The sequence below is a fragment of the Achromobacter sp. SD115 genome (assembly GCF_017355315.1).
GTDB lineage: Bacteria > Pseudomonadota > Gammaproteobacteria > Burkholderiales > Burkholderiaceae_B > Achromobacter > Achromobacter xylosoxidans_B.
The window spans coordinates 396,536-422,243 of the sequence record NZ_JADIJM010000003.1; the positions used below are offsets into that span (position 1 = coordinate 396,536).

The 25,708-nt window shown below is 66.1% G+C and carries 22 protein-coding genes; 10 read left to right on the plus strand and 12 right to left on the minus strand.

The features are described from left to right. The first annotated feature begins 58 nt into the window (after positions 1-58). Positions 59-877 (plus strand): metallophosphoesterase, encoded by an 819-nt coding sequence (locus tag IPU70_RS06595; RefSeq protein ID WP_207465915.1) that lies wholly within the window; start codon positions 59-61, stop codon positions 875-877. On the opposite strand, the gene IPU70_RS06600 is transcribed toward IPU70_RS06595, so the two are convergent. From IPU70_RS06600 to IPU70_RS06610, 3 genes are all read right to left on the minus strand, one after another. Continuing rightward, positions 867-3,056: a TonB-dependent siderophore receptor gene (locus IPU70_RS06600; protein ID WP_371818872.1), complete on the minus strand. Its 2,190-nt coding sequence runs from the start codon at positions 3,054-3,056 to the stop codon at positions 867-869. The genes IPU70_RS06595 and IPU70_RS06600 overlap by 11 nt on opposite strands. A 109-nt stretch (positions 3,057-3,165) precedes the next feature. Beyond that, a complete protein-coding gene (locus IPU70_RS06605) occupies positions 3,166-3,597 on the minus strand; it encodes a YciI family protein (protein ID WP_207465917.1) in 432 nt (143 codons plus the stop codon). Positions 3,598-3,792: 195 nt separating this feature from the next. Beyond that, the gene (locus IPU70_RS06610; protein WP_207465919.1) at positions 3,793-4,842 is read right to left on the minus strand and encodes an NADP(H)-dependent aldo-keto reductase; all 1,050 of its coding nucleotides are present in this window, start codon (positions 4,840-4,842) and stop codon (positions 3,793-3,795) included. A gap of 177 nt (positions 4,843-5,019) precedes the next feature. Between IPU70_RS06610 and IPU70_RS06615 the strand changes: the two genes are divergently transcribed. Next, positions 5,020-5,796 (plus strand): hypothetical protein, encoded by a 777-nt coding sequence (locus IPU70_RS06615; protein ID WP_207465921.1) that lies wholly within the window; start codon positions 5,020-5,022, stop codon positions 5,794-5,796. A 33-nt stretch (positions 5,797-5,829) separates the two neighbouring features. Here IPU70_RS06615 and fhuE read toward each other — a convergent pair whose 3' ends face one another. From fhuE to IPU70_RS06645, 6 genes are all read right to left on the minus strand, one after another. Then, the gene (fhuE, locus tag IPU70_RS06620; RefSeq protein WP_207465923.1) at positions 5,830-8,025 is read right to left on the minus strand and encodes a ferric-rhodotorulic acid/ferric-coprogen receptor FhuE; all 2,196 of its coding nucleotides are present in this window, start codon (positions 8,023-8,025) and stop codon (positions 5,830-5,832) included. A 258-nt stretch (positions 8,026-8,283) separates the two neighbouring features. After that, complete coding sequence (locus IPU70_RS06625) at positions 8,284-9,294, minus strand: Dyp-type peroxidase (RefSeq protein WP_207465925.1); 1,011 nt, start codon at positions 9,292-9,294, stop codon at positions 8,284-8,286. Between the two features lie 90 nt (positions 9,295-9,384). Further along, positions 9,385-10,173, minus strand: coding sequence for an alpha/beta fold hydrolase (locus IPU70_RS06630; RefSeq protein ID WP_207465926.1), 789 nt, complete (start codon positions 10,171-10,173; stop codon positions 9,385-9,387). 71 nt (positions 10,174-10,244) lie between these two features. Next, the gene (locus IPU70_RS06635) at positions 10,245-10,553 is read right to left on the minus strand and encodes a DUF1634 domain-containing protein (protein WP_207465927.1); all 309 of its coding nucleotides are present in this window, start codon (positions 10,551-10,553) and stop codon (positions 10,245-10,247) included. Then, positions 10,550-11,407: a sulfite exporter TauE/SafE family protein gene (locus IPU70_RS06640; protein WP_207465928.1), complete on the minus strand. Its 858-nt coding sequence runs from the start codon at positions 11,405-11,407 to the stop codon at positions 10,550-10,552. The genes IPU70_RS06635 and IPU70_RS06640 overlap by 4 nt, the downstream gene beginning before the upstream one ends. A gap of 10 nt (positions 11,408-11,417) precedes the next feature. Beyond that, on the minus strand, positions 11,418-12,161 hold the full coding sequence (locus IPU70_RS06645; RefSeq protein ID WP_207465929.1) for a GntR family transcriptional regulator: 744 nt from the start codon (positions 12,159-12,161) through the stop codon (positions 11,418-11,420). Between the two features lie 137 nt (positions 12,162-12,298). Here IPU70_RS06645 and IPU70_RS06650 point away from each other — a divergent pair, with 137 nt between their 5' ends. Then, entirely contained in the window at positions 12,299-12,808 is a 510-nt protein-coding gene (locus IPU70_RS06650; protein WP_207465930.1) for a DUF1993 family protein, read from the plus strand. Between the two features lie 40 nt (positions 12,809-12,848). Here the strand turns inward: IPU70_RS06650 and IPU70_RS06655 are convergent, their stop codons facing one another. Then, the gene (locus IPU70_RS06655) at positions 12,849-13,610 is read right to left on the minus strand and encodes a class II aldolase/adducin family protein (protein ID WP_054451747.1); all 762 of its coding nucleotides are present in this window, start codon (positions 13,608-13,610) and stop codon (positions 12,849-12,851) included. Between the two features lie 206 nt (positions 13,611-13,816). Between IPU70_RS06655 and IPU70_RS06660 the strand changes: the two genes are divergently transcribed. The 7 genes from IPU70_RS06660 to IPU70_RS06690 are packed head-to-tail and all read left to right on the plus strand — an operon-like array spanning position 13,817 to position 22,946. Continuing rightward, a complete protein-coding gene (locus tag IPU70_RS06660) occupies positions 13,817-15,346 on the plus strand; it encodes a class I adenylate-forming enzyme family protein (RefSeq protein WP_242702337.1) in 1,530 nt (509 codons plus the stop codon). Positions 15,347-15,383: 37 nt separating this feature from the next. Next, complete coding sequence (locus IPU70_RS06665) at positions 15,384-16,373, plus strand: tripartite tricarboxylate transporter substrate binding protein (RefSeq protein ID WP_207465932.1); 990 nt, start codon at positions 15,384-15,386, stop codon at positions 16,371-16,373. Positions 16,374-16,387: 14 nt separating this feature from the next. Then, positions 16,388-17,251 carry an IclR family transcriptional regulator gene (locus tag IPU70_RS06670; protein WP_207465934.1) on the plus strand — a complete coding sequence of 288 codons (864 nt, stop codon included), beginning with the start codon at positions 16,388-16,390 and terminating at the stop codon, positions 17,249-17,251. Between the two features lie 26 nt (positions 17,252-17,277). Continuing rightward, complete coding sequence (locus IPU70_RS06675) at positions 17,278-18,462, plus strand: acyl-CoA dehydrogenase family protein (RefSeq protein WP_207465935.1); 1,185 nt, start codon at positions 17,278-17,280, stop codon at positions 18,460-18,462. Positions 18,463-18,475: 13 nt separating this feature from the next. After that, complete coding sequence (locus IPU70_RS06680; protein WP_207465936.1) at positions 18,476-19,609, plus strand: acyl-CoA dehydrogenase family protein; 1,134 nt, start codon at positions 18,476-18,478, stop codon at positions 19,607-19,609. Positions 19,610-19,641: 32 nt separating this feature from the next. Then, on the plus strand, positions 19,642-21,750 hold the full coding sequence (locus IPU70_RS06685) for a 3-hydroxyacyl-CoA dehydrogenase NAD-binding domain-containing protein (RefSeq protein ID WP_207465937.1): 2,109 nt from the start codon (positions 19,642-19,644) through the stop codon (positions 21,748-21,750). 14 nt (positions 21,751-21,764) lie between these two features. Next, a complete protein-coding gene (locus tag IPU70_RS06690; RefSeq protein WP_207465938.1) occupies positions 21,765-22,946 on the plus strand; it encodes an acetyl-CoA C-acyltransferase in 1,182 nt (393 codons plus the stop codon). Positions 22,947-23,650: 704 nt separating this feature from the next. On the opposite strand, the gene IPU70_RS06695 is transcribed toward IPU70_RS06690, so the two are convergent. Next, positions 23,651-24,643, minus strand: coding sequence for a tripartite tricarboxylate transporter substrate binding protein (locus tag IPU70_RS06695; RefSeq protein ID WP_207465939.1), 993 nt, complete (start codon positions 24,641-24,643; stop codon positions 23,651-23,653). Positions 24,644-24,757: 114 nt separating this feature from the next. After that, positions 24,758-25,669, minus strand: coding sequence for a LysR family transcriptional regulator (locus tag IPU70_RS06700; protein WP_207465940.1), 912 nt, complete (start codon positions 25,667-25,669; stop codon positions 24,758-24,760). Between the last annotated feature and the right edge of the window lie 39 nt (positions 25,670-25,708).

Sequence of the window (25,708 nt, forward strand, 5' to 3'; positions counted from 1 at the left end):
ATGGAACAATGACCTCATGCAGCGGCGGCTCCGTCGCCGGTGGCCTAAGATGGCGGCTATGAAGATCCAACTGCTCTCAGACTTGCACCTTGAAACCGACCCGGACTTCCTGGCGCGGCCCGCGCCCGGCGCCGATCTGCTGGTGCTGGCCGGAGACATAGGCTCCTACCGCCGCGGCTCGCTCATGACCGGGACCGACTTCGGCCTGGGCAGCTATGCGCCGCGCAAGGGCTGGCCCACGCCCGTGGTGTACGTGCCGGGCAACCACGAGTACGACAACGTGGATTTCGACGAAACCCACGAGCGGCTGCGCGGGCTTTGCGAGGAACTCGGCATCCACTGGCTGGAACGCGAAACATTGGTGATTGATGGGGTGCGCTTCATCGGCACCACGCTGTGGACGGATTTCGACGCGCTGGCCGCCCCCGGCGACACGGTGGGCGCAGCCCTGAAAAAGCGCGAGAAGGCTTTCCGCGCGGCCGATTTCTACCTGGAAAAGGCCGAGATGCGCCGCAACGACGCGCCCTTCATGGCCGAGCAGATGCGGGAACAGGGGCTGCTCTGCCAGCAATGGCTGCAGGACGCCCTGCGCGTGCCCCATGACGGCCCGACCGTGGCCGTCACCCACTTCGCCCCCACGCTGGCGAGCGCGGATCCGCGCTACGGCGTCACCCCAGGCACCGCCGGGTTCTGCAACGCGCTGGACGCCCTGCTGCCCCTGGCCGACGTCTGGATGCACGGTCATCTCCACTGTCCACAGGACTACGTGAAGGACGGCTGCCGCATCGTGGCCAATCCGCTGGGCTATGCCAAGAAGGGAGAGCAGCAGGACTTCGCGCCGGATCGGTTGTGGGAGGTAACGGCGCCTAGAACTTGAGACTTGCGCTCAAGGCATAGGTGCGAGGATCGCCCGCCTTCACGTAGTCCGGGGATTGGTACAGCCAGTAGCGCTTGTCCGCCAGGTTGTTGATGCCCGCGCGGAATGTGGTTTCGTAGCCGTAGATGCGCGTATCGTAGGTCGCGCCGATGTTGACGATGGCGTAGTCGGGTACCTGGACCGCGTTGGAAGCGCCCAGCATGGTGCTGCCGGTGTATTTCACGTCGGCCCTGAGCTTCAGGCCAGGCAGCTGCGGCACCGAGTATGCGACCTGGGCGGCGGCGACGAACTTGGGTGCGCCCGCGACGCGGTTGCCGGTGAAGCTGGAGCCCTTCTTGTATTCGGTGTCCAGGAACATCAGGCTGCCGCCCACGTTCCAGTTCGTGGCGATGCGCGTGGACGCTCCCAACTCCAGGCCTTGATAGATCGACTTGCCGTCCTGCACCAGCTCATTGGCGGCATTGGTGTATTCCGCCTTCTTCTCGATGCGGAACAGCGCCGCCGTCGCCGCCCAGCCATCCTGGTTGGTCTTGATACCCAGTTCGTACTGCTTGCTCTTGAGCGGGTCCAATAGCGCGCCGTAGTTGGCATAGGTATTGCCCACCGACGACCCCGGCTCCAGCGATTCGATGTAGCTGGCGTAGGCCATGGTCTGCGGCGTGATGTTGTACATCAGTGCCACCGTCGGCGTCAGCACGCCGTTCTTGTCGTAGCGCGAATTGCGCGCCCCCGCCGCATCGAAGCCGACCTGCTCGTAGTCGGTATAGCGCAGGCCGCCCAGCACGGACCAGCCGCCGGTCAGATCTATGGTGTCGCTGGCGAACAGCGCCTTCTGCGTGATCTCGGCGGCGCGGTACAGGTCCAGGCTGCCCTGGCTGTAATAGGTATTGGTGTTCTGGGAGCGCAGATTGCCCGTGCCTTGCAGCTGATACACGCCGTTGGCGCTGTAGTCGTTCTTCTGCTTCTGCCATGACGCGCCCGCCACTACCTGATGCTTCAAGGGACCAGTGCTGAACTTGCCTTCGACCATGCCCTGCCATTGGTTGTAGGCATAGGCTTCGCCGTAGTCCGAGCGGTAGTCCTGGTAATCGCCCGCCTGGTTCTGCAGGAACAGCACCGATTCATTGCGGCGGGTCCGGGTGGAGCTGTAGCTGTAGTCGGTGCGCACTGACCAGTCGGAAGACAGCTGGTACTTCAACCCGGTTGAATAAAAGCGGAATTTGTTGTCGGCATACGGACCCTCGCCCACCAGCCTGCCGTTGTCGTTGCGCACCGGCGACGGCAACTCCGAACCCGCCATCTGGCCCGCGTAGATGGTCGGCTCCTGGCCGATCGCCTTGCGGTCCTGGTAGATCGACTGGAAGTCCCAACTCAGCTTGTCGGTCAGGCGCGCATCCAGCGCCAGCGACACCGAATCCCGGTACAGCGAGCCGCCGTTGTAGGTATTGCCCTCCTCGTGCGTGGCGTTCAGGCGATAGCCGAACCTGCCCTCGCCGCCCACGCGTCCGCCCAGATCGACGTGCTCGCGCAAGAGTCCCTTGGACACATAGCCCAGTTCAATGCTGCGCACCGGCTCATCGGTCGGTTTCTTGGTGACGTAGTTGATCAGTCCACCTGGCGAACCGAAGCCGTACATGAAACCAGACGCGCCCTTGAGCAGGTCGATCTGCTCGAAGTGCTCGTAGGGCAAGGTTGTGACGTAGCTAAGGAAGGGCTTGCCGTCGATGCGGTAGGAATTCTGCCAATCCAGCGGCAGGCCTCGCACGCTCAGATAGCTTGCCCAGGCGCCGTAGGAGGCGCTGTTGTCGGTGACGGATGCGTCCAGGGCGAACACGTCGCCCAGCTTGCGGACCTGCCGCTCTTCGATATCCGCGGCGGTGACCACGGCCGTGGAAAACGGCGTCTCCAGCTGGCTGCGGCTGCCCAGCGCCCCGCTGTTCACCGGCGCGGACAGATGCTCCAGCGTGTCGTCCACCGAGGCCGCGTTGACGGTCACTGCGGGCAACTGGGCCACGCCTTGCGTATCCCCCGCGCCCTTGGGTGGCGGCACGCCGGCAGCCTGGGCATGGACGCCCGCGGAATGGACGATGCCCAGGGTCAGGGCTAGGGCATAGGGCGCAACGGCATGCCGCGCGTGCTTGCGCGCGCGGCACTTCCTGGCGGAAGCGGGACGGACCACGTTGAATACTCCAGAGCGGGAGGGGAAGAAACAATTATTCTAATGAATAGGACTGATTCGCAATTGTATTATCAACTGAAAACTTCCCCATTCCGCTCAGGCATTGCGGTCACTGCTTGGACGCTTTCTCCAGCTGATCGCGCAGCCGTTCCTCCTGGGCGCGCAGCTCCGGCGTGAATTCGTCGCCGAAGTCATCGGCCTCGTATAGCGGGCGGATTTCGATATCGGACGGGCCCGGCATCGGATTAGGACAGCGCTTGACCCATTCGATCGCCTCTTCCAGGGAGGCGCACTCCCAGAGCCAGTAGCCGGCGATCAACTCCTTGGTTTCCGCGAAGGGGCCGTCTATCACTTGCCGGCTGCTGCCGGAAAAATGTACCCGCGCCCCCGCGGAACTCGGTTTAAGGCCGTCGCCCGCCAGCATCACGCCCGCCTTCACCAGTTCCTCGTTGAACCGCCCCATGTCCTCCAACAACTGCTGAGTAGGCATCACCGCTGCTTCGCTATCGGCGGTGGCCCTGACTTGAACCATGAATCGCATCTCGGTCTCCTTGTGTGGATGGTGGAACTTGCATGCTCCATCGACACGACGAACGGCGCCAGGCGAAATCGACAATCGCCGCGAAAAAAAATGTATCCAAGGTCGGAGCGGCGCAACGTCCCCAATGAAAAAACCCATGACGCCCGGAGAGCATCATGGGTCCTGGCCTCCCTTGCGTACGGGACGATCAGCCCGTCACGGCGCCGGATTCGGCTGGCGGGCGTGGATCTTGTCGATCGCCTCCAGCACTTCCGCCGACAGGGTCACGTCCACGCTGCCGATGTTTTCCTTCAGCTGTTCCAGCGTCGTGGCGCCGATCAGGTTGCTGGTGACGAAGGGGCGCTGGTTGACCCAGGCCAGGGCCAGATGCGTAGGCGAAATGCCGTGCGCGCGCGCCAGTTCAACGTAGGCGCGGGTGGCGGCCTCGGCCTGCTCGTTGCTGTAGCGGGTGAAGCGCGTGTATAGCGTCAGGCGGGCGCCGGCCGGACGCGCGCCGTCCAGATACTTGCCGCAAAGCATGCCCATTGCCAGCGGCGAATAGGCCAGCAGTCCCACGCCTTCGTGATGCGAGAACTCCGACAGGCCGATCTCGTAGACGCGGTTCAGCAGGCTGTAGGCGTTCTGGATGGTGGCGATGCGCGGCAGGCCCTTGTTCTCGGCATGGCGCAGGAACTGCCCCACGCCCCAGGGCGTTTCATTGGACACGCCGATGTGGCGCACCTTGCCGGCACGCACGAAGTCCTGCAGCACCTCCAGCGTCTCCTCGATCGGCACGGTGTATTCATCCTGGACCCAGGGATAGGACAGCTTGCCGAAGGTGGCCGTCGTGCGGTCGGGCCAGTGCAACTGGTACAGGTCCAGGTAATCCGTCTGCAGGCGCTTCAGGCTGGCGTCCAGGGCCTCGGTCAAGTTCTTGCGGTCCAGGTGGGTCTTGCCGTCGCGGATGTGGCCGGGGCGCTTGGCGTCGCGCACCGGGCCCGCAACCTTGCTGGCCAGCACGATGTCCTGGCGGCGCTTGCTGCGCGCCAGCCAGGTGCCGATATAGGTCTCGGTCAAGCCTTGCGTTTCGGGTTTGGGAGGCACCGGATACATCTCGGCGACGTCAACCAGATTGATGCCACGCTCCAGGGCGTAGTCCAGCTGCTGGTGCGCCTCGGCTTCGGTGTTCTGCTCGCCCCAGGTCATGGTGCCCAGTCCGATCAGGCTGACATCCAGGTCGGTACGGCCGAGTTTGCGGTATTTCAATTTCTGCTCCGTGCGGTGTCGCTTACAAGGGAAGCGACACCTTACTCCAAGACGGTTTTCAAGAACCTGGCAACTACCTTCGGGCAGGCCCTAAGCCCAGCTGCGGGTTATTCGCCCCTTGCCCGTCGCGTTCCTCTCGGCATACGCTCTATCCCCAAATAACCACCGGAAATCGACGTGCTGCGCGAAATTGATGAAACGTACGTGTTTTTCATCTGCGTCATCGTTTGCCTGGCCATCATCGAGCTGGGCTTCCAACTGGGACGCAAGCGCCGCCGGGCCTCCGACGACGCCGCCAAGACCCATATCGGCGCGCTCCAGACCGCCCTGCTGGGCCTGCTGGCGCTGCTGCTGGGCTTTACCTTCGCGATGTCGGTGACCCGTTTCGAGACACGCAAGAACCTGGTGCTGGAAGAGGCCAACGCCATCGGCAACGCCTACTGGCGTTCGCAGCTGCTGCCTCCCGCCGCCCGCGAGCCCATCGCAAAGCTGTTGCTGGACTACACGACGACGGCGCTGGAGTTCAGCGACGCCGACAACGACAAGGACCGCCTGACGGCGGCCAGCGCGGCGTCGCGGCGCATCGAGCGCCAGATCCGCAGTACCGCGGCCAGCGTCCTGGAAAATCCGCCCTCGATTTCCGCGGTCATGTTCATCCAGGCCATCAACGAAATGGCGCAGGTCAACGAAAAACGCCGCGTCGCGCTGGAAAACCACGTTCCCGAGCCCGTCTTCTATCTGCTCTTCATCGTCACGGCGGGCGCCATCGGCTTCATCGCCTACGGCACCGGGCTGCACAAGCGCAGGCGGCTGATCTCGACCGGCCTGTTCGCCACGCTTATTTCCCTGGTGCTGACGTTCATCCTGGACATCGATCAACCCGCCACCGGCGTCATCATGGTCAGCCAGGAAAGCATGGTGCGGATGAAGACGACGCTGGAGCAGGAACGGTAGGCGCGCGGCGCCCCCGTCCCGGCTGCCGACGCATCAGTACTGATAGCGCATCGTCAGCATGGCGCTGCGGCCCGCACCCCACGCCCCCTGGCTGTAAAACCCGATCTGGCTGTAGTACTTGCGGTCGAACAGGTTATTCACATTGAGCTGGGCGCTCAGGTTGCGATTGAAGCGATAGCGAGCCATCAGATTGGTGATCGCGTAGCTGCCCTGGCCCACGCGCTCTTCGCCATTGGGTCCGGTGGCCATGGTGTACACATGGCTCTGCCAGTTGACGCCGCCGCCGACCGTCAGCCGGTTCCAGTCGCCGGGCAACTGATAGGTCGTGAACACGCGCACCAGGCTGCGCGGCTGATCGGTCTGTATCGCGTTGCCGTCTCCATCGCGCGCGGTCCAGTGCGACCAGCCTGCGGCCAGGTTCCAGCCCGGCATCACCTCACCCGAGACTTCCAGGTCGAAACCGCGGCTGCGCGTGCCCTGCGCGGCGGTATAAGCCTGATTGATGGTGCCGGGCACCATGTAGCCCGGATCAACCTGGGCCACATTGTCCTGCTCGATCTGGAACACGGCGGCGCTGGCGTTCAGCTTGCCCTCCAGGAATTCGCCTTTGATGCCGGCCTCGTAAGCCTTGCCCTCGAGAGGATCGAGCCAGCTACCGCTGCGGTCCTGATAGCTCTGCGGATTGAAGATTCCGGTGTAGCTGACGTAGGCGGTATAGGTATCGTTGATGTCGTAAAGCAACCCGGCATAGGGCGTGAATTCGTTCTTCTTGAAAGCTTGGCGGCTGCCGCCGCCGAAGCCGACCGAATCCGTCTCCCAGGTGCTGTAGCGCCCGCCCACGATGAGCTTGAGCGGATCGGCGAGGTTCAGCCGCAAGGCGCCATACCAGCCCGTCTGCTTGGTGGTATAGCGGTTGGCGGTGACCGAGTCGCTGTTCCACTCCGGTTCCGGATACGAGCCGTCCCAGTCCAGGAAGTTGCCCACGGCTGCGCTTGACAGGGCCGAACGGTAGTCGAAATCGCCGTGCTGGCGGTTGAAGCTGGCGCCCACGACGGCTTCGTGGCGCCGGCCGAACAGTGTGAATGGACCGGACGCCTTCACATCCAGACTGTTCTGCTTGCGGTCTCCCAGATACCAGCTGGGCGATGCGCCCATGCCCAGGCCGGTATTGCGGTCGGGCCAGCCATAGAGATAAAGGAGCTTGGCGTCCATTTCGTTCTTGGAGTGCGATCCAACTGCGTTGACGGTCCAACCGTTGTCGAAGCGGTGCTCCAGGCTGGCGAAGGCCCCCTGGGTGGTGCTGCCCCACGACGACCAATCCGCGCCCGTGTTCAGCGATCGGCTCCAGTCGGTGCGGCCGCCGTCCGCATACCATAGCGGGAAGCCGCCCCAACTGCTGCGTTTCGGATCGTTGTCCTGATAATTGAAACCCACGCTCAGCGTCGTGCGGGAAGTGATGTCGGCGTCCACCACGCCGTAGAAGATCTTCTTGCGGTTTTGGTAGCCGTCCAGGTAAGAATGATTGTCCTGGTAGGCCGAGACGATGCGCCCGCGCACGCTGCCGGCAGCGTTAAGCGGCGTCGACAGATCCACGGTGGCGCGGTAGGTGTCCCAGTTCCCGGCGCTGACGCTCATGTCCGCCTTGAACTCGCGGCTGGTGGCGCGCTTGCGCACCAGGTTGATCGATGCGGACGGATTGCCTGCACCGGTCAGCAAACCGGTCGCGCCGCGCACCACTTCAACGCGGTCGTAGATGATGGGGTCAAGCGATGATTCGCCCGCCGCGTAACCCGTGTCGAAGCTCGTCGGGATGCCGTCATACATGTAGTTGCTGACGCTGAACCCGCGCGAATTGAACGAATAGCGCTCGCTGTCATAGTTCTGCACCGAAATACCCGGTGTGCTCGCCATCACGTCGACCAGCGACAGCATGTTCTCGTCATCCATGCGTTGGCGCGTAACTACCGTGACCGACTGCGGCGTTTCGCGCAATGTCAGCGGCAGCCCCGTGCTGGCGGCGGTGGCGCGTGGCGTATACGAACCGGTACCCTCGGTGGTCGTGCTGTCTGCATTGCCGATCACCTGCACGGACGGCAGCGTCGACACACCCTCCTCCTGCGCGACGGCCGCGCCCCATGCCAGTGCCATCAGCACCAGGCACGGCGTGCGCCGCAGGACGAAGCGCGGACGGATGAGACGAACGCGGCCGGCAGGCCTGAGGTATTGCATGTTGGCTTCCTTTCCCATGTTGAAACTTCAAATCGGAAGAAAGTGTAATGCAAACGATTCTCAGGCGCTTTATTGATAAAGCCAAAGCTACCGCGCAGAAAGGCGCGATTTTTGGGGACATAATCGCGGCAAGAGGCGCGCTGCCCGGACCGCGAAACGACTTCGCGTGGCATGGTCAGAATGAAAACTGGCGCGGCCACCATCGCGGCCGCGCCAGGAATTTTTGCTGGCGCAGCCAAGGCTGCGCCTCGATGCGCTTTAGTTGGCCTTGCCCGCCGATGCGAGCGCCGGCACCGCAGACTCGCCCGCATCCGTACAGGCGGCCGGACTGCGCTCCGCGAGTTCTTCCAGCAGATCTGCCGACGGCACGAAGAACAGGCCGCCCGTGACCGCGTGACTGAAGTCGAGCAGGCGGTCGTAGTTGCCGGGCGGGCGCCCGACGAACATGTTCTCCAGCATCAGCTCGATGGGCCGCGGCGAACGCGCGTAGCCGATGAAGTAGGTGCCGAACTCCCCTGCCCCCGGCCGGCCGAATGGCATGTTGTCGCGCAGGATCTTCAGTTCCTGGCCGTTTTCCTCGATGGTGGTCAGGGCGCTGTGTGAAGACGTAGGTTTGATGTCGTCGTCGAGTTCGACGTTGGACCACTTGTGGCGGCCGATGACGCCTTCCTGGCTCTCGACCGTCAACGCATTCCATGCCGCCATGTCGTGCAGATACTTCTGCACCAGCACATAACTGCCGCCGGCGAACCCGGCGTCCTCGTCGCCGATGACGGTGAAGTCGAGCGCCTCGCGTCCCTCGGGGTTCTCGGTCCCGTCCACGAAACCGATGATGGCGCGCCGGTCGAAGTAGCGGAAGCCATGGACTTCATCCACGACCGTCACGGCATCGCCCAGCCCGCCGAGCAGCAAGGTCGCCAGCTCGAAACAGAAATCCATCGAATCCGCGCGAATGTGCAGCAGCAAGTCGCCCGGCGTCGCGACGGCCAGGCGCTCGCCCGCACCGAACTCGCGGAAAGGGTGCAGCGCAGCCGGGCGCGGTGCGCCAAAAAGCGTGTCCCAGGCCGTGGAGCCGAAGGCGGTGACACAGGAAAGATTCTGCTCGGGTGCGCGCGTGGACACCGTGCGGACGACGCCTGCGACATCGGCGCACCAGTCGCGCACGGTACCAGCGGCGGCAGCCCCCTGGTTGAGCGTGGCGACGATGAAAATCGCGTGGCGGGTGGTCGTGTTGTGTACGGCTTGGGATTCGGGTTGACGGTCGGACATCGGATCGGGGACCTCAAGAAAACGAGCGCGGCGGCGCGGAAAGGCTAGTCCGATTCTAAGCGCGGACTGTGGATGAATGCACCGGGTACGTCAGGGTACCGCCCTCAACCACTCGCTCACCACGTCCAGCACGATGCGGCTTTGTTCACGGTGGGGGACATGGCCGCAGTTCTCAAGCAGCAAGGGGCGCGCACCCGCCAGGGCGACGAGCTTGTCCTGGTGCCTGGGGGAGCCGTATTCGTCGACTTCGCCGTGCAGGGCCAGCACCGGGCAGCGGACCTGGCGCAGTTGGTCGTCCAGACTCCAATCGGCGAAGTCCGGCGACAGCCAGGTGTCGATCCAGGCGCCCAGCACCCATGCGGCTTTTTCGCCGTGGTACTTCTTCAGGCGGTCCAGCTGGCCGGGTTCCGCAAAGCTCTGTTTGGCCGCGCGTATGCCTTCCAGCGTGCGGTCTTCGGCGAACATCTGCGCCGACTCGGTGATCAGCGCCCGGCAATCGTCGGCGTACACGCCGGCGCTGCAGACGGCGATGCCACCGCCCACGCTGTGGCCGAACCCCACGTAGGGACCGATGTCCAGTTCTTCGCGCAGGCTGCGAAACCCCTCGCGAGCCTCGTCTTCCACAAAGCCGGGCTCGAACACGGCCGTATTGGGATCGGAACGGCCAAAGCCCAGGCGGTCATAGGCGATGACGCCGCGCCCGGTGGCCTGCGCCAGCTGCTCAGGAAAATCCCGCCACAGTTCCACGCAACCCAGCGAATCGTGGAACATCACGATGGGCGCCGCGGCCACAGCCTCCCCCGTGGGGTCCCAGCGCCGCGCGAAAAGACGGCCCTGGCTGGTGTGCACGTAGACATCCTGGCTGGTAATGGCAAGCATGAAAAGTCCTGGGGAGAGTATGCGGCGATGCGCCATCGCACCGCGCTCCGATTATAGGAAAGCCGGAAGCCTCACCGCAGTCCGGACACCACGCCGGCGGCGATGATGAGCAGCACCAGCGCGGAAATCGCCGTATAGGCGTAGTCGCGTTCGCGCAGGAAGATGGCCAGCATCAGCGCCACCCGCGCCACCGGCAGCAGGATGAAGAGGGCCACGCCGGCCTTGACCAGTTCGAGCCCGCGCAGGCCGGCCGGCGCTTGCGGCAGGAAATCAATTGCCATGCCTGCGGCGATGAGGGCCGAGGCGAGCCATGTTCCATACCAGAGCAATGCGGCGATGACGCGGTCGCGCCGCGCCTGCTTGTCTGCCGCCTGAGTCATGCCGGGCCTCCCGGAATATGCACGCCCAGCGCGCTCAGCAGCATCTGCACCGCCAACAGGGCCAGCACCACCACGAAGAAAATGCGCAGCTTGTCGGCGGGCAGCCCCATCAGCATCCGGGCGCCCAGCAGCGCGCCCGCGACCGAGCCCAGCGCGACGGGACCGGCGATGCCGATGTCGATGTCGCCGCGCACGAAGTAGGCGCCCGCGCTGGCCGCTGCGGTCACGCCGATCATGAAGTTGGAAGTGGCGGACGAGACCTTGATCGGCAGCTTCAGCGCGGCGTCCATGGCGGGAATCTTGAGCACGCCCGAGCCTATGCCGAGCAAGGCCGAAATCAGGCCCGCGCCATACATCAGCGACAGGCCCAGCGGCACCCGGTCCACCTGATAGTGCACCTCTCGACCCAGCGCGCGGTCGGGAAAGCTGGAGTGCAGGCGCAGTGCCGTGGCCCAGCTTGCGGCGTCGGGCGCGATTGCCACGGCTTCGCGGCGGCGCGCCAGCATCTGCTGCGCGGACACGGCCAGGATGGCGGCGAACAGACCGTAGAGGAATTCGGTGGAGACGATGCCGATGAGGAATACGCCGGTCAGCGCGCCCAGCGTGGTGGCGGTCTCCAGCACGATCGCCAGCCGGACGTTGGTCAGCCGCCCCTTCAGGAACGGCGCCGCGCTGCCGCAGGAGCAGGCGATCACCGAGATGATGCTGGCCCCGATGGCCACATGGATATCCACCCCGAACAGCAGCGTCAGGATGGGGACGATGAAGATGCCGCTGGCCATCCCCAGCACCCCGCCCAGCGCGCTGGCGCCGAAGGCGGCGGCGAACAGCCAGAAGAGGGTCGACGTCTCCATGGCCGCCGGCTCAGGCCCGCTTGCGCGGTTGCCGCGAGAGGCGGGTGGTGAACCGGATCAGGTCGCCGCGGTAATACAGTTTTTCGTAGTCGACCGGCCGCTGTCCCTCCGTGTAGGAGGTGCGCTCGATCAGGAAGATCGGACTGCCCACGGCAACGCCCAGCGCCTGCGCGACGCGCTCGTCCGCCGTCACCGCTTCAAGCTGGTATTCGGCCTCGATCAACGGCAGGTCGTAGCGCAATTCCAGCAGGTCGAAGATGGGTTCGGCTTCCAGGTCGTTGCTGGCAACCTTTACGCCTATGTCCAGCGGCAGATAGGTTTCATCGAACGACATGGCCACCCCGTCCGCCAGCCGCACGCGCTCGATGCGGTAGACCAGCGCGCCACGCGTCACGCCCAGTTGGCGCGCGACGTCTGCCGTGGCCGGCACCGGCCGCTTGTCCAGCAGGCGCGCGGTCGCCTGGCGGCCGAGCGCGTCCATGTCCTCGACAAATCCGCTCAGCGCCGTCAGCGCCTGGGTCAGCTTGGGTTCCGTGACGAACGTGCCCTTGCCGCGCCGGATTTCCACCAGCCCGCGGGCAACCAGGTTTTCCACCGCCTTGCGCACCGTGGTGCGACTGACGGCGAAGCGCTCGATCAGTTGGTCTTCCGTCGGCAGCTGGCTGCCAGACGCCAGGCTGCCGGCCGCGATTTCCGCGGCCAATGCCGTTTCCACCCGGGCATAGAGGGGGGCATTTTCGGATTGATTTTGCATGAAGACATCATAACATCATGATGTCATGATGATGCAAAGAGTTCCCCGCGTTACAACGGAGTCGCCAGCAACTGGTAGTCTTCGCAGGCCCGGCCGGCGCCTCCCGCGCCGGCGCCCTCTCTCTAGCGAGACACGATATGAGCAGTTTCATGCACAGCGCCTCCGTTCCCGTCCTGACGCAAATGCTGTCGGCCCTGTCCGACGTGCTGAAGAAAGCCGAGGCCCACGCCACGGAAAAGAACATCGATCCGGACGCCTACCTCGGCGCCCGCCTGTTCCCCGACATGTTCCCGCTGGCGCGTCAGGTGCAGATCGCGTCGGATTTTGCCAAAGGCATCGCTTCGCGCCTGGCTGGCGCCGAAGTGCCGTCGTGGCCGGACAGCGAAGCCAGCTTCGCCGGCCTGCAGGCCCTGATCGCCAAGACGCTGGAGCACCTGGGTTCCTTCGGCCCTGAACAATTTGCGCAGAGCGAAGCCCGCGAAATCGTGCTGCGCCCTGGCACCCCGAAGGAAAAGAAGCTGAGCGGCAGCGCCTACCTGCTGCACTATGGCCTGCCGCAGTTCTTCTTCCACGTCACCACGGCCTACGACATCCTGCGCCACAACGGCGTGGAAATCGGCAAGCGCGATTACATGGGCAAGTATTGATCCACCACTGCGGGCCCCTGCCGCGGGGCCCGCATCCCCGCTACTCCGCGTAGCCGGGGTTGCGGCGATCCAGCCGGCGCAGCAAGCCCGGCCAGGCCAGCATGGCCTTGTGCGCGCGGTCGGCCTGCGATTCCACCGTCGCGTTCTTCAGGATGTCGGGCGGTATGTAGGTCAGCTCGCCGCCGGCCTGGGCCCGCACCTGCACCATGCAGGCGGCCTCCAGCCGGTGCATGGCCTGGAAGGCTTCGGCCATGCTCTGCCCCACGGTCAACAGGCCGTGGTTGCGCAGGATGAGATAAGAATTGCTGCCCAGGTCCCGCACCAGTCGCGGTTGTTCCTCGGGATTCAACGCCAGGCCTTCGTAGTCGTGGTAGCTGAGCGAGCGCAGCACAATGAACGCGAACTGCGACAGCGGCAGCAACCCGGCCTTCTGCGCCGACACCGCCACCCCGTTGATGGAATGCGTGTGCAGCACGCACATGGCGTCCTTGCGGGCCGCGTGGATACAGCTGTGGATGGTGAAGCCGGCCGGATTGATGTCGTATTCCGACTCCATGACCTTGCGCCCGTCCAGGTCGATCTTGACCAGGCTGGATGCGGTGATCTCGTCGAACATCATGCCGTAGGGGTTGATCAGGAAGTGTTCGGTCCCGGGCACCTTGGCCGTGATATGGGTGAAGATCAGATCGTCCCAGCCAAACAACGCCACCAGCCGGTATAGCGCCGCCAGATCCTTGCGGACCTCCCATTCCGTTGCGCTGACCTGTTCGCGCACGCTGGCGCCCTTGCCTGCCGTATCCATACTGTCTCCATTTTTCGATGATTGCCCGCGGCCACTGCGCGGGCGCTGACTGGCACTTTATGCGTTTTGCGCGTCACCGGCACGCGGCGCGGCCAAGGAGCGGTCACTGCAGCTCGCGAAAGAATTCACATATGTGATGGAAATGGCGAGATGTCATTCCTATGATTCCGCTCAATAGCAGCCCAGTACAGACGCCCCGCCACACCATGTCCGTTGATCTACCCGATACCGATTTCCGCATACACCAGCTGGTCAGCCGGCACCTGCCTGGCCTGGCCGCACATACCGCCCTGATTTCCGATGAAGGAAGCTGGACCTATGCGGAACTCGACACGGTGGTCGATGCGCTGGCCGCCTATCTGCAGCGCCAGGGCTTGCGTGCTGGCGACCGCCTGCTGATCGCCGGGGAAAGCGGCGGCACCCAGTTGGCCGCCGTGCTGGCCTGCAGCCGCCTGGACGCCTGGGCGGTGGTCGTCAACGCCCGCATGACCGGCGTCGAGGTCGACGCCATCAAAGCGCACTGCCAGCCGCGGCTGCTGCTTGCCACCAGCGGCCTGTCGACGGAAGCCCAGGCCCACGGTCTGCGCCATGGCGCGCGCGAGGTCGAGCTTGCCGGCCTGCGTTTTTCCTGCACCGAAGCGGACCCCGCCGCGCAAGCCGAGCCGGCGCAGGCGGACTCGCGCGAACAGGTGGCGGTGATGATCTACACCAGCGGCACCACCGGCACGCCCAAGGGCGTGATGCTCACGCATGCGAACCTGGGCCATTCGTCCGCCGTCGCACGCCACGCACGCGGCACCGGCCGCGACGACCGGATCTATTCGGCGCTGCCCATCTCGCACGTGTATGGCCTGAGCACCGTGGCCCTGGCCGCGCTCGGCGCCGGCGCGACGCTGCAATTGGCCAGCCGCTTCGACGTTGCGCACGCGATCGCCGCGCTGGCCGGCGGCATCACCATGCTGCATGGCGTACCCGCGATGTACGTGCGCCTGCTGCAGGCGCATGAGCAAGGCACGCCGATTCCCGCGCCGCGCGTGCGCCTGCTGCATTGCGGCGGCGCGCCGCTGGATCCGTCGCTCAAGGCGCGCATCGAAGCAATCTTCGGGGAACCCATCAACAACGGCTACGGCCTCACCGAGGCCTCGCCGACGATCAGCATGGTGCCCTACCGCCAACGGCGCGCCGACCTGAGCGTGGGTTATCTGATTCCGGGCATGCAGGCCCGCATCGTCGGTGAAGACGGCCAGGAAGTGGCGTCCGGGGAAGTCGGCGAACTGCAAGTGCGCGGCCCCAACGTCATGAAGGGCTATTACAAGGCGCCCGAGCAGACCGCGCAGGCGCTGGACGCCGCGGGCTGGCTGCGCACCGGCGACCTGCTGCGCGCGGAGCCGGACGGCGCGCTGTTCGTCATGGGCCGGATCAAGGACCTGATCATTCGTTCGGGCTTCAACGTCTATCCCAGCGAAGTCGAGGCCGCGCTGAACGCCTATGCCGGCGTGCGCCAATCCTGCGTGGTTGGCGTACCACTCGACGGCGACGAGCAGATCATCGCCTTCGTCGAAGCGGAAGACGGCCTCAGCATCGAGGCGGAAGCCTTGCAGGCCTTTGCGCGCGAGCGCCTCGCGCCCTACAAGCGCCCGCAGAAAATCATCCTGCTTTCCAGGCTGCCAGCGGCAGATAATGGAAAGATCCTCCGCAAGGCCGTCGTCGACATGGCGCGCGCGCATTGCAACTGACTCACCAAAACAAAATACCCATCCACAGGAGACAACCATGAAATTCGCAGCACGAAGGCATTTCCTGGCGGCCGCCGCCGCCCTGGCCGCGGTTTGCAGCCTGCCGGCGCAGGCGGCCGACAACGCCTGGCCCGAGAAGCCGATCCGCTTCATCGTGCCCAGCGCCGCGGGCGGCGGGGCCGACACGGTCGCGCGCCTGCTGGCCCAGCACATCGGCGGCGTGCTCAAGCAGCCCATCGTGGTCGAGAACCGCGCCGGGGGCTCGGGCGTGATCGCCGGCAATGCCGTGCTCAGCGCGCCGGCCGACGGCTATACCTTCATGCTGGGTTTCACCACCATGTCGCAGCTGCCGGCGACCTCGACGGTCAAGATCCCGTATCAGGTGGACCGCGACTTCATTCCGGTATCCCTGGTCGCCCGTTCCTCCAACGTGCTGGTGGTCAATCGCAGCAGCGTGGACGTGGATTCGGTCAAGGCCCTGGTGGAAGCGCTACGCGCCTCTCCCCAGAAATACAGCTACGGGTCCTACGGCAACGGTTCGACCGGCCATTTCCTGGGCGCGCAATTCCTGCAGGAAACCAAGACCAGCGCGCAGCACGTGCCGTACAAGGGCGCCGCGCCCATGATGTCCGACCTGCTGGGCGGCGTGGTCTCCTTCGCCTTTCCCGACATCGGCTCGGCCCTGCCGCACCTGAATTCCGACCGCCTGCGCGTGCTGGCCGTGACCGGCGACAAGCGCATGGCGACCCTGCCGCAGACGCCCACCATGACGGAACTGGGCTACCAGGGCTTCAACCTGGGCGCGTGGTTCGGTCTGTTCGCGGCCAAGGGCACGCCTGACGCCATCGTCCAGGCCATGTCGACGCAGATCGCCGACGCGGTCAAGGCGCCCGAGGTCCAGTCCAAGCTCGTCGGCATGAACCTGGATCCCGTGGGCAGCGATCCCAAGACCTTCGCCACGTTCTTCCAGACCGATCTGAAGCGCTGGGCCGAACTGGCGGACAAGGCCAATATCCGCACCGACTGATCCCGAGGCACGCCATGTCCCGATCCTCCCGCCGGCTCGAACTTCCCGACGCGTCCATCAAGGACAGCACGCGCGACCTGGGCCAGCGCTCGGTGAAGTCGGCCCAGCGCGTGCTCGAACTGATCGAGCTGCTCGAACAGCTCGGACGGCCCGTCACGCTGGCGGAGATCGTGCGCGCCAGCGGCTATCCGCAGTCCAGCACCTGGATGCTGGTGCAGACGCTGATGCGCATGGGCTATCTGTGCCACAACCCGGACGATGGCACCTACATGCCCAGCCTGCGGCTCAATATGCTGGGCGGCTGGGTGCATGACCTGGCCCTGCCCCGCAGCAACCTGCGCCTGGCCATGCGCGCACTGGGCGAACGGCTGGGCCTGAGCATCATCCTCGGCCAGCGCAGCGGCCGCTATGTGCAGTACGCCCACGTGCTCTACGGCGCCAAGGACCGCAAGACCCAAGTCCCCATCGGCGTAGTGCGTCCACTGATCGACACTGGCCTGGGCTACGCGCTGCTGGCGCAGTTGCCCGACGACGAAGTCTGCGCCATTGCCAGCGTCTGCCTGGCGCGCGCCGAGCACGAATCGCCGGTGACGACCCTGCGCCAGGTCCTGACCATTGTCGACAAGGCCCGCAGCGCCGGCTTCGTCTACTCGCACCGGCTGCAAAGCGCCAACCGCGCCTCCTTCTCCTTCGCGCTGGTCACCGACCCAGGCGCCGGCGACCACTCCGGGCTGATGGGCCTGGCCATCGCCGGCACGCGCCAGGACGTGGCCGCGCGCCTGCGCGATATCCCCCGCACGGTCAATGAAGTTGCCGCCGAATTCCTGCCCGATGTCCCCATCCACATCAAGGCCGCCCATCCCATTTCGCCGATCTGAAGGCGCCCCATAGAGCGATCATCACCATGGATATTGAAATCACGCCCGAAGAGCGGGAATTCCGCCAGGAAGTCCGCAGCTTCGCGCAGGCCCACCTGCCCGAAGGCGTCCGCCGCAAAGTGCTGTATGGCGAGAAACTGGAGAAACACGAATACGTGGATTGGCAGCGGCATCTGCACCGCCAGGGCTGGATCGCGCCGGCATGGCCCGTGCAGTACGGCGGCACCGGCTGGAGCCTGGGCAAACAGCGCATCTTCCTGCACGAGCTGGCCCTGCAATGCGCGCCCGAGACCATTCCGTTCGGCATTTCCATGGTCGGCCCGGTGATCTACACCTTCGGTTCGGACGAACAGAAGGCGCAATACCTGCCCGCCATACTCGGTTCTGAAACCTGGTGGTGCCAGGGCTTTTCGGAACCCAACGCCGGCTCCGACCTGGCCTCGCTGCGCACCCGCGCGGTCGATTGCGGCGACCACTATCTGCTCAACGGCCAGAAAGCCTGGACCACCCACGGACGCCATGCCGACATGATGTTCTGCCTGGCCCGCACCAGCGACACCGGCAAGCCACAGCAAGGCATTTCCTTCCTGCTGCTCGACATGAAGACGCCGGGCATCGAGGTCCGGCCGGTGCGCACCATCGATGAAGGCGCCAGCATCTGCGAAGTGTTCTTCAACGACGTCCGCGTGCCGAAGTCCGGCCTGGTCGGCAAGGAAGGCGAAGGCTGGACCTACGCCAAGTTCCTGCTCGGCCACGAGCGTGCCATGATCGCCCGCGTCGGCCGCTCGCGCATGCAGCTGGCGCGCGCGCAACGCCTGGCCTCGCATCCGCTGGCCGACGGCAGCCGTCCCATCGACAACCCGATCTACCGCCAGCGCCTGTGCGACATCGAGGCGCGCCTGCGCGCACTGGAATTGACCGAGTTGCGCGCCCTGTCAGCCTACCGCCCGGGGTCCGGCTTCGACGTCGCCGATTCTTCCATGCTGAAGATCGAAGGCTCCGAGATCTGCCAGGCCCTGACCGAACTGCTGCTGGACCTCGCCGGCCGCTACGGCATGGTCTACACCGGCCGCTACACCCAGTCGCCCATCGGCGATGCCACGGCGCACGGCCTGCTGGGCGACCACCTGTTCAACCGCGTGGCCACGATCTACGGCGGCAGCTCCGAAATTCAGAAGTCCGTAATCGCCAAGAGCCGATTCCAGAAATAAGCAAGGACACGCCATGAATCTGAACCTCTCCGACGAACAAGCGATGATCCGCGCGAGCGTGTTCGATTATTTTTCGACCGCTTACGGCTTCGACCGTCATCTCGAACGGCTGGCCAACCCCGCCACGGCCGACCGCGCAGCCTGGCAGGCCATGGGCGAACTGGGCTGGCTGGGGCTCACCGTGCCGCAGGACGACGGCGGCCTGGGCCTGGGGCCGCAGGAAACCATGCTGCTGATGGAAGGCGCGGGCGCCGCGCTCAGCACCGAACCGCTGCTGGCCAGCTCGGTATTGGCGGCGCCGCTGCTGGCGGGCGCGTCCGCGGGATCGCCTGCCGCGCAGGCGCTGGAAGCCGCAATCGCCGGCCAGGCCAGCCTGGCCCTGGCATGGACCGAAACCGATCGCGGCTTCGCGCCGCTGCAGGCGGATGCCCGCGCCGAACACGACGGCCAGGGCTGGCGCGTAAGCGGCCGCAAAACGCTGGTGGACAACGGCGCGGACGCCGACTGGCTGGTGGTGACGGCACATAGCGAAGCTGGCCTGGAACTGCTGCTGGTGCAAGGCAACGCCGCGGGGCTGACCCGTACCGGCGCCCCGCTGGCCGACGGCACCCGCAGCGCCGACCTGGTGTTCGAAAACACGCCGGCCGCGGCCTGCCTGGCCAGCGGCCAAGCAGCCGAAGCCCTGCTGCTGCGCGCCGTCTACCGCGGCCTGGCGGCCGGCTGCGCGATGGCGCTGGGCGCCATCGAACGTTCACTGGAAATCTGCCGCGACTATCTGCACGAACGCAGCCAGTTCGGCAAGCCGCTGGCCGCGCTGCAAGTCCTGCAGCACCGCTACGTGGACATGCTGATCGCGGCCGAACGGGCGCGTTCCATGACCCTGCTGGCCGCGCTGCGCGCGGACGAAGCCGCCGCGGGCGATGCCGAGGCGCAGCGCGATCTCAGCCTGGCCAAGCTGACCGTGGGCCGCAGCGCGCGCCACGTGGGCGGCCAGGCCATCCAGGTGCACGGCGGCATGGGCATGGCCTACGAATATCCCATCGGCCACTACTACCGCAAGCTGCTGTGCTGCGACGCGGCCTTCGGCTCGCAGGACGACCATCTGGCCCTGCTGTCCGAAGGCTTGGCAGCGCCCGCCGACGCCTGACATCCGCTTTGATCATTCCTTCCTATCTCGCCATGGCAACCCCCGCAAACCAACGCATCCAGGCCACGCGACAGGACGACGTCCTGCTGCTGGGCTTGAACCACCCGCCCCTCAATACGCTGGACCATCCCCTGCGCCAGCAATTGCATGAAGCCTTGCAGGCCGCCGCCCAAGATGCGTCGGTGCGAGCCATCGTGCTGCACGGCGCGGGGGGCAACTTCAGCGCCGGCGCCGACATCCGCGAATTCGACCAACCCAGGCAGGCGCCCTGGGCCGGCGACGTCGCCAATCTCATCGCCGCCAGCAGCAAGCCCATCGTCGCCGCGCTGCAAGGCGTGGCCCTCGGCGGCGGCCTGGAGCTGGCGCTGGCAGCCCATGCCCGCGTCGGCGCCGCCAACGCCAGGCTGGGCCTGCCCGAGGTCAAGCTCGGCCTGCTGCCCGGCGGCGGCGGCACGCAACGCCTGCCCCGCCTGATCGGCGCGGCGGCTGCCTTGCCCCTGATCCTGGAAGGCCGTAGCGTGGACGGCAAGGCCGCGCTGGCGCTGGGCCTGCTGGACGAGGTCTGCGACGAAGCCGGCCTGCTGGACTGCGCCGTGCGCAAGGCACGGGCGCTGTGCGCAGACAATGACGCCGCGCGCCGCGGCGCCGCCGCGGCCGTCGACAAGCAGGCCGGGCTGGCCGCCGTGGCGGCGCAACGCGAGCGCCTGGCCGCCAAGCCCCATTCCCTGCCGGCCCAGCGCCTGCTGCTGGATTGCCTGCAAGCCGCGCTTGAACTGCCGCTGGCAGAGGGCCTGAAGGTCGAGCGCGAGGCCTTTCTGCAATGCGTGGCCAGCCCCGAGCACAAGGGTCTGGCGCATGCCTTCTTCGCCGAAAGACAGGCCGGGAAATCACCAGCCGGCGCGACCCGGCCGCGTCCCGTGCAACACGCCGGCGTCATCGGCGGCGGCACCATGGGCGCCGGCATTGCCGTGGCCATGCTGGATGCCGGCCTGGACGTGACGCTGATCGAGCGCGACGCCGCCTCGCTGCAGGCCGGCCAGGAGCGGATCGACGGCGTCTACCAACGGCAGGTCAACTCGGGCAGGCTCGACGCGGCCACGCGCGAGCAGCGCCTGTCGCGCCTGAGCGCGGCAACCGACTACGCCGCGCTTTCCTCGGTCGACCTGGTAGTCGAAGCGGTGTTCGAGGACATGGAAGTCAAGACCCAGGTGTTCGCGGAACTGGACCGGGTCTGCAAGCCTGGCGCCATCCTGGCCACCAACACCTCGTACCTGGACATCAACCAGATCGCGCGCAGCATTTCACGCCCGCAGGACGTGATCGGGCTGCATTTCTTCTCGCCCGCCAACATCATGAAGCTGCTGGAGATCGTGGTGCCCGAGCAGGTCGCCGACGACGTGGTGGCGACGGGCTTCGCGCTGGCGCGGCGACTGGGCAAGGTGCCGGTGCGCGCCGGCGTGTGCGACGGCTTCATCGGCAACCGCATTCTCTACGTGTACCGCGAAGCCGCCAACCACATGATGGAAGACGGCGCCTCGCCCTACCAGATCGACCAGGCGCTGGAACGCTTCGGCTACGCCATGGGACCGTTCCGCACCGCCGACCTGACCGGCGGCGACATCGGCAGGGCGACGCGCAAGCGCAAGGCCGCCACCCGCCCGCCCGAAGCCCGCTACGTACAGGTGGCCGACCGGCTGTGCGAACGCGGCTGGTTCGGCCAGAAGACCGGCCGGGGCTATTACCTCTACCCTGAACGCGGCCAGCGCGGCAAGCCCGACGCTGAAGTCCTGGCGCTGATCGACCAGGAACGCGCCGCGCGCGGCATCGAAGCCCGCCCGTTCAGCGACGAGGACATCGTGCGGCGCTACATGGCCGCGCTGGTCAACGAGGCCGCCAAGGTGCTGGACGACGGCATCGCGCTGCGGCCCGCCGACATCGACGCCGCGCTGGTCAACGGCTACGGCTTTCCGCGTTGGCGCGGCGGCCCCATGAAATACGCCGACGACGTCGGCCTGGCGGCCGTCCTGGCCGACATCGAATCCTATGCCAAGGAAGACGCGGCGTTCTGGGCCCCCTCCGAACTGCTGCGGCGCCTGGCGCGCGCAGGCGCGACCTTCGGCAAACTGAACCAACCCCAATAAGGAATCGCCGCATCATGCGAGAAGCCGTCATCGTCGCCACCGCGCGCACGCCGCTCACCAAGTCCAAGCGCGGCGAGTTCAACATCACCCAGGGGCCGACCCTGGCCTCTTACGCCATCCAGGCAGCCGTGGAACGCGCGGGCGTGGATCCGCACAGCATCGAAGACGTGGTACTGGGCTGCGGCTACCCGGAAGGCACCACCGGCCGCAACGTGGCCCGCCAGGCAGCGCTGCGCGCCGGCCTGCCGCAAAGCGTCGCCGGCGCCACCGTCAACCGCTTCTGCGCCTCCGGACTGCAGGCCGTGGCCGATGCGGCGGCGCGCGTGGTCATGGGCCAATCCGGCCCGGTCGTGGCCGGCGGCGTGGAAAGCTGCTCGCTGCTGCGCACGCGCGACGACGGCGTCAGCGGTATCGACAGCTGGCTGCAGGACCAGATCCCCGGCCTCTACCTGCCCATGATCGCCACCGCCGATATCGTGGCGCAGCGCTACGGCATCAGCCGCGAGGACCAGGACGCCTTTGCCTTGCGCAGCCAGCAGCTCACCGCCGCGGCGCAGCGCGAAGGCCGCTATGCCGACGAGATCATTTCCGTGCGCGCCACCATGGAAATCACCGACAAGGCGACGGGCGCCACCCGCCGCGAAGACGTCACCGTCAGCGCCGACAACTGCAACCGCGCATCCACCACCGCTGAAGGCCTGGCCGGCCTGACGCCCGTCATGGGCCCGGACCGCTACGTGACCGCGGGCAATGCCTCGCAACTGGCCGACGGCGCCTCGGCCTGCGTGCTGATGGACGCCCGCGACGCCGAACGCGCCAACCTGGAACCGCTGGGCGCCTTCCGCGGCTTGGCCGTGGCCGGCTGCGCCCCGGACGAAATGGGCATAGGCCCGGTCTACGCCGTGCCTCGCCTGCTGGAACGCCATGGACTCAAGGTCGAGGACATCGATCTGTGGGAGCTGAACGAGGCCTTCGCCTCGCAGGCGCTGTATTGCCAGCGCCGCCTGGGCATTCCGATGGAGCGGCTCAACGTCAACGGCGGTTCGATCGCGGTGGGCCATCCTTTCGGCGTGACTGGCGCGCGCCTGACCGGCCATGTCCTGCTGGAAGGCAGGCGCCGTGGCGCCAAGTATGCGGTGGTCACCATGTGCGTGGGCGGCGGCATGGGCGCGGCGGGGTTGTTCGAGATCTTCTGAGTACGCAAAGGCGCGGGGTTGGAACCGCCCCGCGCCGCGTCGCTTCGTAGGCCGCACGCCGGCGCGGACGCGCTACTTGAATCTTGGTTTGTTGCGCTGCTGGAGCCGTGGTCAGGGGCGAGGTTTGGGTTGCCCGTCATTCTCGGCCGCGCGGGCGGCCGAGAATGACATACGTGATTTATTGAATTTCTATTGTGTTCAATGGCGCGGATGCGGTGAGCGGTTCGCTGATGGCCTTCAGCTTTCGAGGGAAGGCGGTGATGCCTTCAGAAAGCGACTACCCACATTCGCGACAGCGAGCACGCTCGAAATTCAAAAAAACACGTATGTCATTTCCGGCCGCCCGCGCGGCCGGAAATGACGGGCAGTAAAAGACTCGCCACTAACCACGGCTCTAGCAGCGCACCAGGCCAAGACAGCGGCAGCCCGTCGGCGCGGACGGCGTGGCGGCTCGCAACCTCGATGCGCCCGAGGGAATCTGAAGGGAAGGCCGCAGGCCTGGACGAAGATGACGACGGGGGGGGCCGCCGAGGCGAGTCCGGAGCGAACGCTCCGGACCGCAATCGTGGGCGCGAGCCGCCACGCCGCCCGCGCCGACGGGCGACCTACGAAGCGCAACCGCAACAGCAGCAACAACCACAAGAAAAGAGCAAAAAAAAGGGCGCCCACCGACGCCCTTGCTGCTTCCTGCGGCTTCCCGCCGCTTACTGCGGTTCGATCTTCGCGTCGATCGCGCGTTGCGTCCAGACCTGGCGCTGCGATTGCGCGAAGGCCTGGTGCTCGGCTACGGTATTGGGCGAGACCTGCATGCCCAGGGATTCGAAGCGTTGCAGCACGTCAGGCTCGCGCAGAATGGCGGCGACTTCCTGGTTCAGCTTCTGCGCGATGGCGTCGGGCGTCTTGGCCGGCACGGCCACGCCGACCCACACGACCAGGTCGAACTTCTGATAGCCCAGCTCGGCCAAGGTCGGCACGCCGGGGAATTCCTTGGCGCGCTCATGGCCCGTGTAGGCCAGGCCGCGCAGCTTGCCGGCCTGCATGAAGGAGGTGACCACGGACAGGTCGGCGAACAGGTAGTCGACGTGGCCGCCCAGCAGGTCGGTCACGGCCGGCGGCTGGCTCTTGTAGGGCACGCCATTGGCGGCGGCGCCGGCCACGGTATTGAAAGTGGCGCCGGCGATCTGGCTGGTGGGCGAGCCGTAGGCGTAGTTCAGGGGCTTGGCCTGCGTGGCCTTGACCAGTTCCTGCAGCGATTTATACGGCGCATCCTCGCGCACCACCAGCATCATCGGGATGGTTGCGATGCGGATGACGTGGGTGAAGTCGCCAGTAGGATCGAACGGCAGCTTGCGGAACAGCGCCGGCGTGGCCGAGTGCGTCGAGCTGCTGGTGAGGATCAGCGTATAGCCGTCAGGCTGGGCGCGCGCGGCGAACGAGGCGCCGATGGTGCCGGACGCGCCCGGCTTGTTCTCGATCACGACCGGCACGTTCAGGCGCGGGCCGAGCTTTTCGGCAATGATGCGCGCGCTGGTGTCGGTGGCGCTGCCCGGCGAGAACGGCACGACGATGGTGATGGGCTTGTCGGGATACGCGCCCTGCGCCAGCGCCGCGGGCGGCAGCGCGCCAGCCAGCGCGGTCAGGACGGTGAGGCTGCCAGCGGCCAGCAGGCGGCGGCGGACGCCGAACGGTCGATTCATGCTTGTCTCCTGTCAGGGGCCGCGGGTCGGCCTCTTTAACTCTGACCGTATGATGCTTGCGACCCGCTTATCCCAACAAGGGACTAATTTTCATAGACTTATTCCAAACCTGGATTAATTACTTTCAGACTGGCGCTCGCGCAGATAGTCTTCGGTGGCCTGCAAAAAGGCTGAAGCCGCCAACGACAGACGCGCGTTGCGGCGCTGGATCAGCCAGAGCTCGTGGCCGTGCTTGCGGGCGCCGTCGATCTCCAGGATGCGCAAGCCCAGCTGCCGCGCCAGGTCGCAGGCATAGCCGGGCACCACGGTTATCCCCAGCCCCGCGCCGACCAGCTTCAGCGCCGAGACCAGCATGCCGGCCTCGATGCGATAACGGAATTCCAGGTTCAGGTCGGCCGCCACGCGGTCCAGGCTGCGCCGCACGCTGTACACGTTGCGCAGCATGATGTGGTCATGGGCGGCCACATCGGCCCATGATACGGAACGCTTGCGCGTCAGCGCGTGGCGCGGCGCGCACACTGCATACATGGTGTCGCGGTAGATAACCCGCGTGGCCAGTTCTTCCGAAGGGGTTTCGACCGAAACGATGCCGAAGTCGGCGCGGCCATTGCGCACGTGTTCTATGGTGTCGTCGGTGGACAGCTCGAACAGGTCCAGCTTCACGCTGGGATGGGCGCGGTGATAGTCGGCCACCACCTCGCCGAGCAACCCGACCATCATCAGCGGCGAGGTGGCCACGCCCACTGTGCCGCGTTCCAGCGTACGCAGGCCCGACATGCTGCGCTCGGCGGCGCGCACGGTGCCCAGGATTTCCTGGGCGTAGGCATAGAAATCCGCCGCGCCATCGCAGGGCGTGACGCTGCGGGTGGAGCGCTCGAACAGCGGCTGGCCGACCTCGGCCTCCAGTTCGGCGCAGAGCTTGCTGACGGCCGATTGGGTCACGAAGGCCGCGCGCGCGGCCGCCGTGAAACTGCGCAGTTCGTAGAGCGCGCAAAACACGCGCAATTGCTTGAGAGTGATGTTCATGGTCGAAGTCGCCGCCAGGCGCCGCCGGCCATGCCGGCC